Raw genomic sequence first — 17,313 nt, 5'->3', positions numbered from 1 at the left:
TACTTCGGCGGAAATAAACAATTAAGCGATGGCGTCGGCGCCCAGCTGATGGATCGGCAGCAGCGCCGCGCCCACCGATACCGCGGATCCTCCCAGCCGTGACACATGCACCTGCGGCAGGCGCAGGCTGTCAAGCGCACTGCTCCAGCGTGCCGGTTGCTGCAGGTGTTGCCCCAACACTTCCAGCACCTGCCTCGGCAGTGAGCCGGACAGGATCACGGCGCCAGGATCGAGCCATGCCACACCGGTATTGGCCGCCACGCCCAGCTGGTTGCCCGCGCGTTCTGCCCAGGCATTGATGATGCCGGCATGGGTGTGCAGGCAGGCCTCCAGTTCGAACAGCGATGGAATCCCAGCGCCGGCGTCGCGCAACGTGGCCAGCAGGTCGATGCCCGAGGGGCGCGGCGCGTCCATGCGGAACAGGCGACCGATATCCCCGGCATTGCCGAATTCACCGCGCATCACATCACGTCGATGGATCACGCCACCGCCCACGCCGTGGCCGACATACAGCAGCAGCGCCGACGCGCAGTCGCGGATCAGTCCGCTGTCGTAGTACTCCGCCAGCGCCGCCAGGGTCGCATCGTTCTCCACCCAGACCGGGAAGCCGAAGTAGTCTTCGAAGAACTGGTCGTTGTCGATATCGCGCCAGCCACGCAGCCAGTCCACTGCGTGCCGGCGTGCCGGACCGGTTTCGACCACGGGCCCGGGGACCGCCACGCCGAGGCCGAGGAAACGGGCGCGCATGAGCCCGGTGCGGCTGGTGAGGCTGCGCAGGCGCTGGTCCACCGCGTGCACGAAGTCGCGTGGATCCGCGCTGTCGAAGGCGGTTGCATCGCGGGCGATGACCTGGCCGGCAAAATCCACCAGCGCGATCTCCAGCCAACCGGGGTGCACCGTGGCACCGGCGGCATAGCCACCCCGCCCGGACAGTGCCAGTGGCACCGATGGACGCCCCCGTTGGCCATCGGACAGTTGTCCCTGTTCCTCGATCACTTCCAGCATCAACAGTTCACGCGCCAGGCGGGTCAATGCGCCGTTGTGCATGCCCAGCTGGTGGGCGATGGTGATGCGGGGAATCGCACCCATCGTGCGCAGCAGCCAGATGATGCGTTTGTGGTCGGCATCCAGGGCGATCAGTGGTTTGCGGCGCAGCCGCGACGTCGGGGCCAGGCTCACGGGCGCAGGCCCTCGGTGCGTGCCGCTGGCATGGGCCACGCCAATGCGGCCAGCGAAAGCAGGCTGCCGACGGCGACCAGCGAAACCAGCGCGACCGAGGTGTCCAGATCGCCTGCCTGTATGCCGGGTAGCACCTCGCCCAGCAGCAATGAAGAAGCCGCGATGGACAGTTTCATGGTTCCAGTGAGCAGCGCAAAACAACTGAGGTCATCCTCGCGCCCGCTGCGGGCGGCATGACGACGGGCGATCAGCGCGGTGCGCCGCCACAGCACCAGGCCGACACTGGCCACCGCCGCCCCATGGACAGCGGCACACGCAATCGCTACAGGCAGGGAGGGCTTGGCCTGGTAGACGCAGACGGCAGCGATGGCCAGCACCGACATCAGCGCGATCAGGCCTGTCTCGCTGCACAGCGGGGGGCGCAGGCGCAGATGGAGCCAAGGCGCGACCACCATGCCCGCGACCATGGCGAAGGTCAGCGCTGCGCCCTGGTCGGCAAAGGGAAACAGGCGCCCGGCCAGGCCCACCAGCGCCGTCTCTGCCGCTGCGGCCAGCAGAACCGGCAGCAGTGCCGTCAGCGGCAGGGCGCCGGCAACGGGCCTGCTGGTTGTGGCGGGCTGTGCGGGCGTGGCGACGCAGGTCAGGGGAAGCGCGGCGGCCGCGATCAGGATGCCGATGATCATGCAGATCAGCAGTGCGCTGCCACTGCCTGCAGATTCAGGTGCACCGACCACGCCGAACAGTGCTGCAGCGATGCACAGCTTGGAGATCGGTACCACTACCGCGCGAGCGGAAACGTAGCGCATGGCCTCGTTCTCGTCGCGGGGCAACAGCGAAGTCAATGCATTCTGGGCCACGTCGTAAACCGCGTAGCAGGTACGGAACAACAGCGAGGCGGCCAGCAGCGGCAGGAAGGCGGGCTCGGTCGCGGTGCTCGGACTGAACAGCAGGCAGGCGCTGGCCGCGGTACCGAGGCCGCCGACCAGCTGCAGGCGCAAGGCGAGGCGACGCTGGTCGTGCAGGCGGGTGAATACGGCGGCCAGCAGCAGGTCGAGAACGCTGCTGTAGGCCAGGGAGATCGCCAGCAGCTGGCCGGTGTGGGCAGCCGACAGTCCCAGCCGCGCGTGCAGGTAGAAGCCGAGTGCCAGGTCCACGAACGACCAGACCAGAGTGCGGGCGAAGTGGCCGGCGGCATAGAGGTGCCGTGGCGAGGGCTGCGCGTTCAACGCCGTGTATGGGAAGGATTGCCGGAGATCCGGCATCGTTCTACTACCCCTGTGTGACAGCGGCCTGACATGGTGCGAGGTCGGCCATTCAGCGAGTGGCTTGCAGCACACGCCGTGGGCGAGCAGCATTGACCGTGCTGCGCCCCACAACGCCTCACGCAGAGCCTTCTTCGCCGAATGGAGCAACGTATGAAGCTGTTGTCCGCTGTGTTGTTGTCTGCGCTTTCACTCCCCGCCGTTACGGCGCTGGCAGAGGAGGGGGCGCCCTCACCGCTGCTGGGGCGCTGGTCGCTGGATATCGCTACGTCTGCGTTGCCCGAGGCGCAGCGCCCGAAGCAGGTGGTGCTGGAGTTCAAGGACGCCGGTGCGGGGCGTTGGAGTTCACATGTGGACATCGTCCTGCACGACGGCAAGACCATGAAATCCGACGGCACGCTGGCCCTGGATGGCACGCCGGGCGCCCTGTCCGGCACCTATGGCGCGGACAAGGCCAACCTGAAACTGCCGGCGCCGAACACCCTGGTGATGCAGCTGGTGGACCACGGCACGCCGGCCTCCACCCGTATCTATACCGTGGCGGCTGACCGCTCGACGATGACCGAGACCAAGGCGTTCTACAGCCACGACGGTACGCCGATCCTGCAGACCAATCTGTTCAAGCGGATGCCGTAGCGATGCTGCGTTCACCACGCCCGCAGAACGGGCGTGGTGAATGCTGCAGCCTTACACCGCGGCCGGGTCGCGCTTGCCGGTGTCGATGCCGTACTTGTCGATGGCCTCCTGCACCCGCGAGCGCTCGATGCGCCCTTCGTCGGCCAGCGACTTCAGGGCGGCCAGCACGATGAAGTGACGATCCACTTCGAAGAACGTGCGCAGCGACTCACGCGTGTCGGAGCGGCCGAAGCCATCGGTACCGAGTGCGGTGAAGCGGCGGTCGTTGATGAAGGGACGGATCTGGTCGCCGACGATCTTCATGTAGTCGGTGGCCACCACCACCGGGCCTTCATGGCCCTGCAGGCACTGCTGCACGTAGGGCACGCGGGGCTCCTCGGCCGGATGCAGCAGGTTCCAGCGCTCGGCGGCCAGGCCATCGCGACGCAGTTCGATCAGGCTGGTCGCGCTCCATACATCGCTGGCGATGCCGAAGTCCTGCTGCAGCAGTTCTGCCGCGGCTTCCACTTCGCGCAGGATCGAACCGCTGCCCATCAGCTGCACGCGTGGCTGCGAGTCGCTGTCGGCGGCCGCCGGGTGCAGCAGGTACAGGCCCTTCAGGATGCCGGCCTCGGCGCCCTCGGGCAGTGCCGGCTGCGGGTAGTTCTCATTGAGTACGGTGATGTAGTAGTAGATGTCTTCCTGCTCGACGTACATGCGTCGCAGGCCGTCGTGGATGATCACCGCCAGCTCGTAGTTGTAGGTCGGGTCGTAGGACACACAGCTTGGGATCACCGATGACAGCACGTGGCTGTGGCCGTCGTCATGCTGCAGGCCTTCGCCCATCAGCGTGGTGCGGCCGGAGGTGGCACCCAGCAGGAAGCCACGGGTGCGCGCATCGGCGGCGGCCCAGGCCAGGTCACCGACGCGCTGCAGGCCGAACATCGAGTAGAAGATGTAGAACGGGATCGTCGCCAGGCCGTGGTTGCTGTAGGCGGTGCCGGCGGCGATCCACGAGCAGATCGCGCCGGATTCGTTGATGCCTTCCTGCAGGATCTGGCCGTCCTTGGCTTCCTTGTAGTAGCTCAGCTGGCCGGCATCCTGCGGGGTATACAGCTGGCCGAGGTACGAATGGATGCCGATCTGGCGGAACAGGCCTTCCATGCCGAAGGTGCGCGATTCATCGGGCACGATCGGAATGACCAGTTTTCCCAGCTCTGCGTCCTTCAGCAGGCTGGTGAGGATGCGCACGAAACCCATGGTGGTGGATTGGCCGCGGTCGCCGCTGCCCTGCAGCTGGGTGTTGAAGATCGACAGCGGCGGCAGCGGCAGCGGATCGACCTTGGCCAGGCGCGCGGGCAGTTGCCCGCCCTGGATGCGGCGGCGCTCGGCGAAGTAGATGGCTTCGGCGCTGCCCGGTTCCGGGCGCAGGTACGGCATGTCCTCCAGCTGGTCGTCGCTGACCGGCAGGTTGAAGCGGTCACGGAAGGCGCGCACCGCGTCGGCGCTCATCTTCTTCAGCTGGTGGTTGATGTTCTGGCCTTCACCGGCTTCACCCATGCCGAAACCCTTGACCGTTTTGGCCAGGATCACGGTGGGCCGGCCGCTGGTGTTCACTGCCTGCTGATAGGCAGCGAACACCTTCTGCGGATCATGGCCACCACGCGCCAGTGCCCAGATATCGTCGTCGCTCATGTGCGCGACCAGCTCCAGCAGTTCGGGGTAACGGCCGAAGAAGTGCTCGCGCACGTAGGCACCGTTCTGCGACTTGAAGGTCTGGTAGTCGCCGTCCACGCATTCCATCATGCGCTGGCGCAGCAGGCCGCTGTGGTCGCGGGCCAGCAGGTCGTCCCAGCCGCTGCCCCAGATCAGCTTGATCACGTTCCAGCCGGCCGCGCGGAAGGTGCCTTCCAGTTCCTGGATGACCTTGGCGTTGCCGCGCACCGGACCGTCCAGGCGCTGCAGGTTGCAGTTGACCACGAACACGATGTTGTCCAGCCGCTCGCGGCCGGCCAGCGAGATCGCCGCCAGCGACTCGGGCTGGTCCATCTCGCCGTCGCCGAGGAAGGCCCAGACCTTGCGGCCCTGGTGTTCTTTCAGGCCGCGGTATTCCAGGTAACGCATGTAGCGCGCCTGGTAGGCGGCGGTCAGCGGGCCCAGCCCCATCGACACGGTGGGGAACTGCCAGAACTCCGGCATCAATCGCGGGTGTGGATACGAGGACAGGCCTTCGCGACCGGCTTCGCGGCGGAAGTTGTCCATGCGCGCCGGATCGATGCGGCCTTCCACGTACGCGCGGCCATAGATGCCCGGCGCGGAGTGGCCCTGGATGTAGATCATGTCGCCGTCGAAGGTGTCGGTACGGCCACGGAAGAAATGATCGAAGCCCACGTCGTACAGCACTGCCGCCGACTGGTAGGTGGCGATGTGGCCGCCGACGTTGGAATGCTTGCCGGCACGCAGCACCATCACCATCGCGTTCCAGCGGATCATCGCATTCAGGCGGCGCTCGATGGCCAGGTCACCCGGGTAGACCGGCTGGCGCTCGGGCGGGATGGTGTTGACGTAAGCGGTCCATGCACGGGTATGCAGGTCGCCGTGCTGCTGCGCATCCAGCTCGCTGAGCTGGTCGATCAGGTAGTGCGCCCGCGGCCGGCCACCGGTCTGCATCACCGCTTCCAGTGATTCACGCCACTCGCGGGTTTCCAGGGGATCGGTATCGAAGGGAATGAGCGCTTGGTTCATGACTGTCTCCAGAGGGCGCCGGTCGGACGTCTGCCTGGGCGACAACACCGGCAGGGCGCACAGCACTGGAGCGGGGTCGCAACGGCGGGGCCGTGACGCGAAGGGCGACCGTCGCGGTCACCGAGAAGACAAGCGTAGGCCCGGCCCCCCGGCTTCGATAGGCGGGCCCGGCTTGGGTCTCTGGCAAGCAAGGGTTGGCACGGCGCGCCGTATCATGGGCGGGCGTGCTGGGTGCGGCCGCTGATCAGGCCGGTGACAGGCCCGGGAAGAACATCGGGATGACCGCCACACCAATGCCCAGCAGGCACCAGGCCACGATCGGCAGCCAGCCCGAGAGCTGCTGGCAGCGTTCCGGCAAGCGGCGTCCTCCGATCCACAGCAACAGGGTGAGCAGGCCCAGCGCGTAGGCGAGGGAGACGACCACCGGATGCACGTGGACGACCCGGCTGGGCGGCCACATCTGCTGCTGGTAGGCGGTGGTGTGTGCGACCAGCAGCAGGAACAGCAGGCTGCTGAGGGTGTTGATGGCGGTGCGTGCGTTCATTGCGGGGCACTCCTTGTGCCGGCTGCTGGAAACTGCAGGGGCGGCATTCTAGCGGCTGCGTGCCGGCAGTTGAAACGCCACTGTCATCGATGACCGTCACCCTGCGGTGCTTTCCAGCCTTGGGGTGGTTGGCCGGCCGTGAACAGCGTGAGGATCTGGGAGAAGAGCTATGCGCTGCGGCGGCGGCTGCTGCGCGGCTTCTTCCTGCGCCGGGGTTCTGCCAGCGAAGATGCCGAGGATCTGGCGCAGGAGGTTTATCTGCGGCTGCTGCGCAGCACCGGTGAGCATGCCGACGCGGTCGAGAACCCGGAAGCCTACCTGTTCACCGTGGCGGCCAACCTGGCGCGCGAGCACGCGCGCGCGCGTTCGTCGCTGCCGCCGCTGGAGGACGTCGACCTCCTGGCCGAAGTGCTGAAGAGCGAAGAAGACGTCGAAGGCGAATTCGAGCGCGCGCAGCGCTGGAACGATATCCGCACTACCATCGCACGGCTGCCGGCCACCACGCGGCGGGTGATGGAGCTGCATTACCGCGACGGGCTGGACTGCCCGGCAATCAGCCAACAGTTGCAGGTGTCGGTGCACATGGTGCGCAAGCATATCGGCAAGGGGCTGGAAGCCTGCAGGAAGGCGCTGGGCGCCAGGGAGCTCACATGAAACGGAATCCATCGGGTGCGGCCGACGACGCGATCGCCAGCGAGGCCATGGACTGGTTCCAGCGCAATCGCGAGGGCGTGCTGGGCGAAGCCGAGCGGGTTGCGTTGCTGGACTGGATGAAGCGCTCGCCGGAGCATGTGCGCGCCTATATGCACGCCCTCGCACTGCACCGGCAGGTTGGTGAGGCGCTGCAATCGGCATTGGCTGAAGAGGCGCCGGTGCCGCCACAGCAGGCCGCTGCCAAGGTCGTGCCGCTGTTCGGACACGCACAGGCCCCGCTGCGCAGTGCGCCGCACAGCCGTCGCACGCGTTGGTGGGGGGCGGCTGCCGCAGCCTGTATCGCCCTGCTCGGCGTGGGCCTGGTACCGCAACTGATGCCCACCGAGCAGCTGTACAGCGCCGACCATGGTGAACTGCGTGACCTGGTGCTGCCCGACCAGACCCGGGTGCGGCTGAACGCGGACAGCCGCCTGCGGGTGCGCATGGGCGGGTTCAGCCGCAAGGCGGAACTGCTGCAGGGCGAGGCGACGTTCGACATTGCACGCGATCGGCGCCCGTTCGAAGTGCAGGTGAACGGGTTGCAGATCCGCGATATCGGCACGGTGTTCGATGTGTCGCGACGGCTGCAGGGCACCCGCATCGGTGTGGTTTCCGGCGAGGTGGAAGTGTGGAGCCAGGGTGCGGATGCGCGGCGTCTTGCACAGCTGGGCAAAGGCCAGGTGGTGCAGGTCGACGCGCGCAGCCATGCCGTGGAGTCGTTGGATGTGCCGCTGTCGATGCTGCTGGACTGGCAGCAACGCAAGGTCTCTTTCCTGGACGAGCGGCTGGATGAGGTGGCCGCCGCCTTCAACCGCCACAACCAGGTGCAGGTGCGGGTGCTGGATGAAGGTGCGGCGTCGGCGCGGTTGTCCGGCAGCCTGGATGCGCATCGCATCGGTGCGCTGCAGGCCTTCCTCGAACGCGACCCGCGTTTCGTGGTGAGGCGCGAAGGGGACACGGTGCGGGTCGGCAGTCGCTGAGGGCGGCGCGGCCGTGCACTGTCAGAAAAGATTCATCGAATCCGCGTTCTCCACTTCGGTGGAAGCGGGCTCTTACATGGGAGAAGCCGCTGTCGAGATGCACAGCGGCACCTGCTGCTTTCTCTCTTCCAAGGACCCGTGATGCGCAACACGCTTTACCTGTCGATCATCCTCGCCCTGTCTCCGTGCAGCGTACCGTCGGCTTTCGCGGCCGGTAGCGAAGGGCTGGAGGCGCGAGTGGCTACCCCGATCGCGGCGCAGCCGCTGGCGCGCGCGCTGGAGCAGTTGTCGCGCAGTTCCGGCGTGCAGTTCCTGTACTCGGCCAGCGGCGATGCCCGCATGGCCGGGGCGGTGCCGCGCGGTGCCACCGTCAAGCAGGCGCTGGACGCGCTGCTGGCAGGGACCGGCCTGGGCTACACCGTGGTGGATGGCAATGTCATCGCCATCGATCCGGCACCGGCACGCAACGAACCGAAGCCGGCCGCGCCGAAGCCGCGCGAGGCCGAGGCGATGGTGGCGCCGACCCTGGGCACGGTGAAGGTGATTGCCGCGCACGAGGTGATCGACCAGAAGAAGACCTCGCCGGTGATCAAGGATTCGGTGGTCTACGACGAGATGGACAGCTACGGCGACGAGACGCTGGCCGAAAGCCTGATGGCCGCGCCGGGCCTGAGTGCCGTGGAGGATGCCGGTGAGCCCCGTTACGTGACGGTGCGTGGCGTGCAGGCCAACCTCAACTACACCACCATCGATGGCATAGCGATTGCCAGCGTGGGTGGAAGTGGCTCGGGTGAGCGCATGAACAACCTGCAGCTGATTCCCAGCGACATCGGCACCCGCACCGACATCTACAAGAGTTTCAGCGCCGAGCAGGCGCCGGACGCGATCGGCGGCGTGATCGACATCATCAGCCGCAGCGCCTTCGACCGTTCCGGAAAGTACGTGTTCGCCGATGTGGCCGGTATCTATTCCACGGCCGAGACCAATGTCGAGCGCAGCGCCGGTGGCAACCACGAGACCCTGGGCCACTTCGGCAAGAGCGCCAAGATGGTGTTCTCCAACCAGTTCGGTGCCGACCAGGAATTCGGCGTCGTCGCGGTGGCGCGCTATGAGCAGCGTTCGCGCAACAGCGTCAAGCGCTGGGTGGAGTCGAACTACTACTATAACGACGCTGGCAAGTACCTCACCGACGGCACCACCGGGCCGGAGGAGGCCAAGGGCTGGAACGGGCTGCGTGCGCCCGGCAATTTCAGCACCGGCACCTACACCAACTTCATTACCAACTTCGGTGGCTCGGCCAAGCTGGAATGGAAGCCATCGGACGATCCTTTCTACGCATCGTTGTTGCTGTACTCGTACCGGTTCTACGAGAACTCGACGATGAACAAGACCGATCTGTACGGCAACGCCAAGTTTCCGATCCGCAACCAGACCGAAGACAGCGGCACCACCCAGATCAACAGCATCTACATCAAGAACCGCCACGACCGCTGGGACCGCAACAACCGCGGTGCCATCGCCAGCTTCAACTGGGACCTGGGTGACCGCTCGCGGCTGACCCTGCGCGGTGGCCACACCGAAGAGACCTTCCACAACAGCCAGGTCTACTGGGGGGTACGCGCCTACCCGAGCAACCTGTTCGTCGATTACGAGAACGACAGCCACGGCTTTCCCAATGCGGTGGCGGTTTCCGATTCCAGCCTGCTGACCAGCTCGGCGTTCAAGCTCAACCCGGCACAGGCCTATGTCTCGCCGCGCGACGCCAAGGAGAGCATCGACAACCTGCGTGCCGACTTCAGCTACAACATCGACGCCGATGCGCGTGGCTTTGGCCTGGCCGCCGGTGCCGAGTACCGTCACCTGAAGATCTGGCAGGACATCGACTTCGACTACTACAAGAGCAGTGCGACGCTGAACGATTACCTGTACCCGGGTTCGACCCTGCTGGGCAGCGTGCCGGGCTTCCCGCTGATCGACAACCGCAAGTGGAACGAGGAGCTGGCACCGAGGCTGGGCAGCAACAACGCGGCCTATCCCAATGCCAACTTCACCAGCGACTACAAGTACGTGGAGGACATCACCAATGCCTATGTATCCGCGCACTACGCCTGGGACCGGCTGCTGCTGATCGGCGGCCTGCGCTACGACCACACGCGCTTCGATGCCTACAGCCCGTTCAGCGACGATGGCGGCACCACCTATACCTCTGCTTTCCGCAAGGCGAGCGGCGGCTACAACAACCTGCTGCCGTCATTGAATGCGACGTTCAAGCTCACCGAGGACCAGCGCCTGCGCTTCTCCGCCAGCCGCACGCTGGGCCGGCCGACGCCGAGCAACATCGCCCAGGCCACCAGCACCAGCTGTGGCGATGACGAGGAGGGCAGGGGCTTCTGCACGATCAAGCAGGGCAACGCCAACCTGCAGCCGCGACGTTCCACCAACATCGACCTGGCGTGGGACCTGTACTTCAATGGCAATAACGGCCTGGTCTCGATCGCGCTGTTCGACAAGGTGATCAAGGACGACATCTACACCCTGACCACCTTCGAGAACGTGGGTGACACGCGCTACCGGGTCACCCAGCCGATGAACACCGATGAGTCCAGGCTGCGCGGCGTCGAGTTCGCGGTCGCCAACCGCAACCTGCAGTGGGGCCGCCAGCGCTTCGACATGTACTTCAACGCGACGCGGCTGGAAGGCCAGACCAACTACCGCATCAGTGATGGTACCGAGCGTCGCCTGGACCGTCTGTTGTACCAGCCGGACTGGTCGCTCAACGGCTCGGTGATCTGGCGCATGCCGTGGAAGAGCGCGCAGCTGCGCCTGTCTGGCACCTACCGCAGCCGGATGCTGGTCGACTTTGGTGATACCCAATGGCTGGATTCGTACTACGACCCGTACATGACCTTCAACATGGCCTTCAGCCACAAGGTCAGCAGGCACGTGACGCTGAAGTACGAGGCCAAGAACCTGTTCAATACGCAGCCGACCTACAGCACCGGTCCGAATGGGCGCTTCCGTACCGAGATCGACGACTACGGCCGCTTCTTCTACTTCCACATCATCTACAACTGAGGGCGCAGCCGTGGATACGATCAATCGCAGGCGATTCCTGGCCCTGGCTGGCCTGTCCGCTGCCGGCGCGTGGATGGGCACGGCGCACGCGCTGGCCGCACAGACCGATGCCGCCGCGCTGAACCCGCGCAACCTGCTGGCGTCGCCGCGGTTCGCCAGCACGCCGTTCACCCTGGGCGTGGCCTCGGGTGATCCTTCGGCCGATGGCATGGTGCTGTGGACACGGCTGGCGACCGAGCCGCTGGTGTTCGGCGGTGGCATGCCGACCCGGCCGATGGTGGTCGAATGGCAGCTGGCCGCGGACGAGGGCATGCGCAAGGTGGTACGCCAGGGTTCGGCGATGGCGCATCCCGAACTCGGCCACGCCGTGCACGTGGAGCTGGGTGGGTTGGCGCCCGCACGGCCTTACTGGTACCGCTTCACCGTAGGCGGCCACGCCAGTGCGGTCGGTTGCACCCGCACGCTGCCCACAGCCACGGCCGCAGTGGATCGCGTGCGTTTTGCGGTGGCCGGTTGCCAGCACTACGAAGAAGGCCACTACACCGCGTGGCGGCGCATTGCCGAGGAACCGCTGGATTTCGTCTTCCACTACGGTGATTACATCTACGAAGGCGAAAGCCAGCCGGGCCTGCGGAAAATGAACGGCCAGCCGTTCACCAACCTGCGCAATCATGTCGGGCCGCAGACCTACACGCTGGACGACTACCGTCGCCGCTACGCCCAGTACAAGAGCGATGCCGACCTGCAGGCCGCGCATGCGTCGGCGCCGTGGTTCGCCACCTTCGATGACCATGAAGTGGACAACAACTGGGCCGGCGCCGAAGACCAGGACGATACGCCCAGCGAAGTGTTCCTGCTGCGCCGCGCACAGGCGTTCCAGGCCTACTACGAGAACATGCCACTGCGCCGTTCGGCATTCCCGCGCGATGGCCACATGCAGATGTACCGGCGCGCACGCTATGGCACGCTGATGGACCTGCACCTGCTCGACACACGCCAGTACCGCAGCAAGCAGGTAAACATGGCGCTGCGCGAGGAGGTGGAATCGCCGGAGCGCAGCATTGTGGGTGCGAAGCAGGAGCGCTGGCTGTTCGACGGCCTGGCCGATGCCGCGCCGCGCTGGCACACCATTGCCCACCAGGTGGCGTTGGGCAACTACATGCGCGAGAAGGACGGGATGGTGCAGTCGTCCGACGACCAATGGTCGGGCTATCTGGACAGCCGCCGGCGCCTGCTCGATCACATCCAGAAGGTCGGATTCGGCAACGTGGTGACGGCGTGTGGCGACGCACACCGGCATTACGCCAGCGACCTGGTGCAGGACCATCGTGATTCAGGCGTGGTCTCCAGTGAGTTCCTTGCCACTTCGATCACTTCGGGGGCCGACGGCCAGGGCGTGGATGCGTACGCAAGGAATCAGCTCGCGCACAGCCCTTATCTGAGGGCGACCACCGACAAGCGTGGCTACGTGCTGTGCGATGTCACCCGTGATGCCTGGATCGGCGACATGAAAACGCTGGATACCGTGATGCAGCCAGATGGCGCACTGCAGAGCTGGAAGCGCTATGCGGTGGAGCACGGCCGCCCGGGATTGCAGGAGGCCTGATCAGGCACGCCCCCTTGTAGAGTCGAGCCATGCTCGACTGCTTTTCGATCGTTCTTCGATCATTGACCGGAAAAAGCAGTCGAGCATGGCTCGACTCTACAAGGGCGGAGCGGCTCAATCGTGCTCAAACCGCAGTGGTTCGCCGCCCATCGCCGGGTCACTGGTGCCAGGACGCCCATCCTCGGCACGACCCGCGAGGCGCAGCACACTCTCACCTGCGCTGACCTGCAGGTCATACCAGGCGGCGGTAGGCGTTGCATCCCACGCCAACGAAGTCTCTGCATGCGCGGGCAGTGCCAGCGTCTGCTCGGGCATGTGCCCGGCATAGGCACCGGCATGCACGCGCACTTGCTGCGCGCTGTCACCCAGATTGCGCAGGTGCAGCCGCAGCTGGCTGCCAGCATGTTCAACCATGGCCTGCACGGCAGGTGCCTTGGTCGCCCCCTGGAAATGGCGGTGGAAGCCATTCGGGCCCAGCAGCCAAAGGTCGTAGCGACCGTGTACATCCAGCGGCCAGCGCTCCTGCAGTGCTGTGCCCGGTACCAGTGTATAGCGGCGTGGCACCGCACCCAGCCGCAGCCGATCGTAGACATGCAGGACCGCCGCCGCACCTTCGCAGGACAACACCAGTTCCACGCCCGTTGTGTCGATCGCGGCAATCGATGCCTGCGGCCGATAGGGCAGGGCACGCGCCGGGCGTACGCCACGTTCCTGTTGTGCCGGTTCCAGCCCCTCCGGCAACGTCGGCACGGTGCGTCCCGGCAGGGCGGCGGCACGTGCGGCCACCGCGCTCACGTCGGGCAGGCCGCGTACGAACGGACGGGTATCGCGCTGGGCGAAGTCGAAGGCGTTGCTCAGGTCTCCGCAGACCGCACGGCGCCAGGGTGAGATATCCGGTGCGGCCACGCCGAAGCGGCGTTCGATCAGCCGTATGACCGAGGTGTGGTCGTACACCTGCGAATCGACCCAGCCACCGCGGCTCCATGGCGAGATCACGTACAGCGGCACGCGCGGACCCAGCCCATAGGGGCGGCCGCGCAGCTCGGCGGCGTCGTACTTCTCGTCGCCCGGTGCCGGATGGCGGTGGTACTCGCCTTCGGTACTGACCGAAGACGCACCCGCCCAGCCACCGTTTATCGGTGACGGCGGTGCCGGTGGCGGCATGTGGTCGAAGAAGCCGTCGTTCTCGTCGAACATCAGCAGCAGGGCGGTGCGGCTCCACACCTCCGGATCGGCGGTCAGTGCATCCAGCACGCGTGCGGTATAGGCCGCGCCCTGGGCCGGGCTGGAGGGGCCGGGATGCTCGCTGCCGGCCGCGTCGGCAATGATGAAGCTGACCTGCGGCAGACGCCCATCGACCACGTCCTGGCGCAGCTGCGCCAGGCCACGGGTGCTGACGCCACGTGCGCGCAGCTGCGGGTCATGCCCCGGCGCAGCGCGGTAGGCCTGGCGGAACGCCTCGAAACCCGCCAGCGGGTTGTCGGTGAAGTTGTCGGCCATGTCCTGGTAGATCTGCCAGGACACACCCGCCTTCTGCAGGCGTTCGACATAGCTGGTCCAGCGATACGACGCCGGATGCCCGCCGTGCTCGGGGAAGTTGTCGTGCGAGTTGGCGATCACCGGGCCGCCAGCACGCGCGTGTGCATCATTGTGACCGGTCCACAGGAACACCCGGTTCGGGTTGGTTCCGGCCTGCATCGCGCAGTGGTAGGCGTCGCAGATGGTGAAGGCATCGGCCAGGGCGAACTGGAAGGGCAGGTCGCTGCGCTGGAAGTAGCCCATCGAGTGGTTCTGCTTGGCCTTCGGCCATTGCCCCATGCGTCCGTGGTCCCAGGCCCGTTGTGCATCCGGCCAGGTGTGCGGCGTGCCCTCCACCCGCATGTAGCCGAAGTGCGCAGCGGTATCCAGCGGGAATGGTGCGATCGCACGCTTGCCGCTGGCATCGGGTTGCAGCCACAGGCTGCGCGTGCGGCCGCCGGCCTGCAGTGCCGGCGCGGGAGCCACGAAGCGATCGCCGAAACCCCGTACGCCCGGCAGCGTGCCGAAGTAGTGGTCGAACGAGCGGTTCTCCTGCATGAACACCACGATGTGCTGCAGGTCTTCGAGGCTGCGCGTCTGTGCGGCGGGGGCGATCGCTGCGGCCCGGGCGATGCTGGGCAGCAGCGGGGAAAGGCCGGCGGCAACGCCGGCCTGCAACAACCGGCGTCGGCCGATATCAGTCACGGGCTCACTCACAGGTCCACACGGAAGGAGATGCCGACAGTACGCGGGGCGCCGATGAAGGCGTTGTCGCGGCCGTCCACCCCTGCAAGATACCGCTTGTCGGTGAGGTTGCTCACCACCAGGTTGGCACCCATGCCCTTCAGGCGCGGCGACAGGCCCTGCAGGTCGAAGCCGATATTGGCGTTGAACACGGTGGCCGAAGGCAGCTTGTTGACGTTGGCGGCATCGAGGTAGCGCGTGCCCAGGTAGCGACCGGACAGGCCGAAGTTCCAGTTTTCGCCCTGCCAGTCGGCCGACAGCACCAGGGTCTGCTCGGGCTGGCCGATCACCTTGGCACCGTCGACGATGCCCAGCTGGGTATCACGTGCGGCATCGCCACTGCCCAGGTACTTGGAGCGGTTGTAGGTATAGGCGGCGTTGAGGCGCCAGCCGTTGTCCCAGCCATAGCCGAACGCCGCCTCCAGGCCGTTGCTTTCCACGCCGCCGAAGTTCTCGTAAACGCCGTCGGTCTCGCCGAGGTAGTCGATGCCGCTGACGAAGCCGGCCGGCAGGTAGACGATGCGGTTATCGAACTTGATGTTGTACAGGGTGACCGAGGCGGTCAGCGGCCAGCGGCTGATGCGCATGCCCACTTCGATGTTGTCGGCGGTCTCCGGCTCGACGTTGCGGAAGCGCTGCGGGTCGGTCTCGCCGAGCACGCCGGAGGGAATGGCGGCGAAGTTCTGCGAGAAGCCAGCGAACAGCTCCATGCCTTCCACGCCGGGCGCCCAGGTGAAGCCGGTGGACAGCAGCGGATCGGACTTGGAATCGGATTTGACGTGCTCGCTGGCACCGATCACGCGGCGGCGCGACTGGTCGACGAAGAACTGCTTCACGCCCAGGCGTGCGCTGAACGGCCCGAAGCGGGCCACGTCCTCGACGTAGTACATCTGCTCGTCAACCTTGTACTTGTCCTCGAACTGCACCCAGTACGGCTGGTGATCGAAGGCGATGTCCTGGCCGACATTGAGCAGGCGGTGCCAGTCGCGGCGCGCCGAGCGGTCCAGCTTCTCCACCCACAGGCCGCCGCGGATCGTGTTGTCGACCGCACCGAAGTTCTGCCGCCATTCGACGTCGGCGGTCACGCCCATGCGGTCGTTGTCGTAGTGGGTGTGGCGATACGACTGCGCGCCCAGTACGTTGCCGGCATAGCAGTTCGGATCGTACTCGGCAGTGAAGCCCAGCCGCGGGCTGCAGCTGGCAAGGCGCTGCGCGGCACTGCCATCGGGATTGACGAAGAAGATCTGGCCGCGGTTGCTGCCGCCGTACACGGTCTTTCCACCGATGTACTCCGACTCCGGGCGACCGGCACCATCATCGCTGACCTGCGCCAGGTACGGTGGCAGCCAGTCGCCACGACCTTCCATGCGGTGCCCGTAAGCCGCCACCGAGGCCTTGAAGCCGTTGCCGCCGTCGAAGGCCGCGCGCAGGTAGCCGAAGGTGTTCTCGCGCAGCGCACGCGAACCGGAGCGGTAGTTCTGGTCCAGGTAGGGGATGCCGGTGAGGGTGCCGACCAGGTTGTCGCGGTCCGGATTGGTGGCGAAGCCCTTCGGCGAGACGCTGGTGTACTCCGGCTCGTCGGCATCGTTGTAGGACAGGTAGCCGGTCAGGGTCCAGCGATCCAGCTCGGTGATGAACTTGCCGGCGATGTGGTCATTGCTGGTCTTGCCGCTGCCGTCGATCCAGTCGTGCACGCGTGCCGATGAGGCGCTGACCCAGGCGCGGGTGTGGCCGCCGAGCAGGCCGGTGTCATAGCGCACGTAGTACTTGCGCGCCTCGTTGTCACCGGCACCGACGACGAAGCGCAGGCGGCTGTCCTGCAGTGGGTCGCTGGTGAGGAAGTTGAGCGTGCCACCCAGCGCCTCGTTCGAGCGCGAGGAGATGTCGGCGGTGCCCTGGCTGACTTCCACCGTCTCCAGGTCCAGGGTGTCGATGTAGCGGTTGGCGAGCGAGCCGCCGCCGTAGCCGGAGCCGCCATTGGGCAGGCCGTCGATGGTGGTGCCGATCTGCTGGGTGTCACGGTTGGTCACGAAGCCGCGCATGCTGATCTGCGTACCCCACACCGACGAACCGGTGGCATCGGCCTCGCTGACCACCACGCCGGGCACTTCGTTGAGCGCGTCGTTGACGCTGCTCATCACGGTCTGCCGGTTCAGCGTCTCTGCGCGTACCGAGGTCTTGGCGTAGCTGGTGGCCTGGCCGATCACCTGGACCTGGTCGAGGGTGCGTGCATCGCTGCTGCGCGCTTCGCCCGTATCGCCCTGCGGTGCGTCGGCCAGGGCGTCCAGTGCGGGGGCGATCAGCAGGGCAAGCAGCGAGACACGGGGAAAGCGCGCAATCGTTCGCATCGAA

At 66.2% G+C, this 17,313-nt stretch carries 11 protein-coding genes; 5 read left to right on the top strand and 6 right to left on the bottom strand.

Annotated features, from left to right (window positions below; translation table 11 throughout):
• Window positions 1-21: 21 nt before the first annotated feature.
• Window positions 22-1,179: an ROK family protein gene (locus tag D5301_RS06215; RefSeq protein WP_164162089.1), complete on the bottom strand. Its 1,158-nt coding sequence runs from the start codon at window positions 1,177-1,179 to the stop codon at window positions 22-24.
• Entirely contained in the window at window positions 1,176-2,405 is a 1,230-nt protein-coding gene (locus D5301_RS06210; RefSeq protein ID WP_110711892.1) for an MFS transporter, read from the bottom strand. Before D5301_RS06210 ends, D5301_RS06215 begins: the two co-directional genes overlap by 4 nt.
• Before the next feature lie 189 nt (window positions 2,406-2,594).
• Between D5301_RS06210 and D5301_RS06205 the strand changes: the two genes are divergently transcribed.
• Complete coding sequence (locus tag D5301_RS06205; RefSeq protein ID WP_153855149.1) at window positions 2,595-3,077, top strand: LuxR family transcriptional regulator; 483 nt, start codon at window positions 2,595-2,597, stop codon at window positions 3,075-3,077.
• Window positions 3,078-3,128: 51 nt separating this feature from the next.
• Here the strand turns inward: D5301_RS06205 and aceE are convergent, their stop codons facing one another.
• Together aceE and D5301_RS06195 are read right to left on the bottom strand one after the other, a co-directional pair.
• Complete coding sequence (gene aceE / locus D5301_RS06200) at window positions 3,129-5,801, bottom strand: pyruvate dehydrogenase (acetyl-transferring), homodimeric type (protein ID WP_153855148.1); 2,673 nt, start codon at window positions 5,799-5,801, stop codon at window positions 3,129-3,131.
• Window positions 5,802-6,045: 244 nt separating this feature from the next.
• A complete protein-coding gene (locus D5301_RS06195) occupies window positions 6,046-6,345 on the bottom strand; it encodes a hypothetical protein (protein WP_153855147.1) in 300 nt (99 codons plus the stop codon).
• Window positions 6,346-6,483: 138 nt separating this feature from the next.
• Here D5301_RS06195 and D5301_RS06190 point away from each other — a divergent pair, with 138 nt between their 5' ends.
• From D5301_RS06190 to D5301_RS06175, 4 genes are all read left to right on the top strand, one after another.
• Entirely contained in the window at window positions 6,484-6,999 is a 516-nt protein-coding gene (locus tag D5301_RS06190; RefSeq protein ID WP_094000044.1) for a sigma-70 family RNA polymerase sigma factor, read from the top strand.
• Window positions 6,996-8,018, top strand: a complete 1,023-nt coding sequence (locus tag D5301_RS06185) for a FecR domain-containing protein (protein ID WP_094000043.1) — start codon at window positions 6,996-6,998, stop codon at window positions 8,016-8,018. The genes D5301_RS06190 and D5301_RS06185 overlap by 4 nt, the downstream gene beginning before the upstream one ends.
• A gap of 141 nt (window positions 8,019-8,159) precedes the next feature.
• A complete protein-coding gene (locus D5301_RS06180) occupies window positions 8,160-11,093 on the top strand; it encodes a TonB-dependent receptor (RefSeq protein WP_153855146.1) in 2,934 nt (977 codons plus the stop codon).
• Between the two features lie 10 nt (window positions 11,094-11,103).
• The gene (locus D5301_RS06175) at window positions 11,104-12,699 is read left to right on the top strand and encodes an alkaline phosphatase D family protein (RefSeq protein ID WP_324187279.1); all 1,596 of its coding nucleotides are present in this window, start codon (window positions 11,104-11,106) and stop codon (window positions 12,697-12,699) included.
• A 114-nt stretch (window positions 12,700-12,813) separates the two neighbouring features.
• Here the strand turns inward: D5301_RS06175 and D5301_RS06170 are convergent, their stop codons facing one another.
• The gene (locus tag D5301_RS06170) at window positions 12,814-14,922 is read right to left on the bottom strand and encodes a phospholipase C, phosphocholine-specific (RefSeq protein ID WP_324187278.1); all 2,109 of its coding nucleotides are present in this window, start codon (window positions 14,920-14,922) and stop codon (window positions 12,814-12,816) included.
• Window positions 14,923-14,930: 8 nt separating this feature from the next.
• Window positions 14,931-17,309: a TonB-dependent receptor gene (locus D5301_RS06165; protein WP_110711898.1), complete on the bottom strand. Its 2,379-nt coding sequence runs from the start codon at window positions 17,307-17,309 to the stop codon at window positions 14,931-14,933.
• Window positions 17,310-17,313 lie beyond the last annotated feature (4 nt).

The sequence above is a fragment of the Stenotrophomonas sp. MH181796 genome, assembly GCF_009659995.1.
Taxonomy (GTDB): Bacteria; Pseudomonadota; Gammaproteobacteria; order Xanthomonadales; family Xanthomonadaceae; genus Stenotrophomonas; species Stenotrophomonas riyadhensis.
This window is presented reverse-complemented; position numbering and strand designations above follow the sequence as displayed.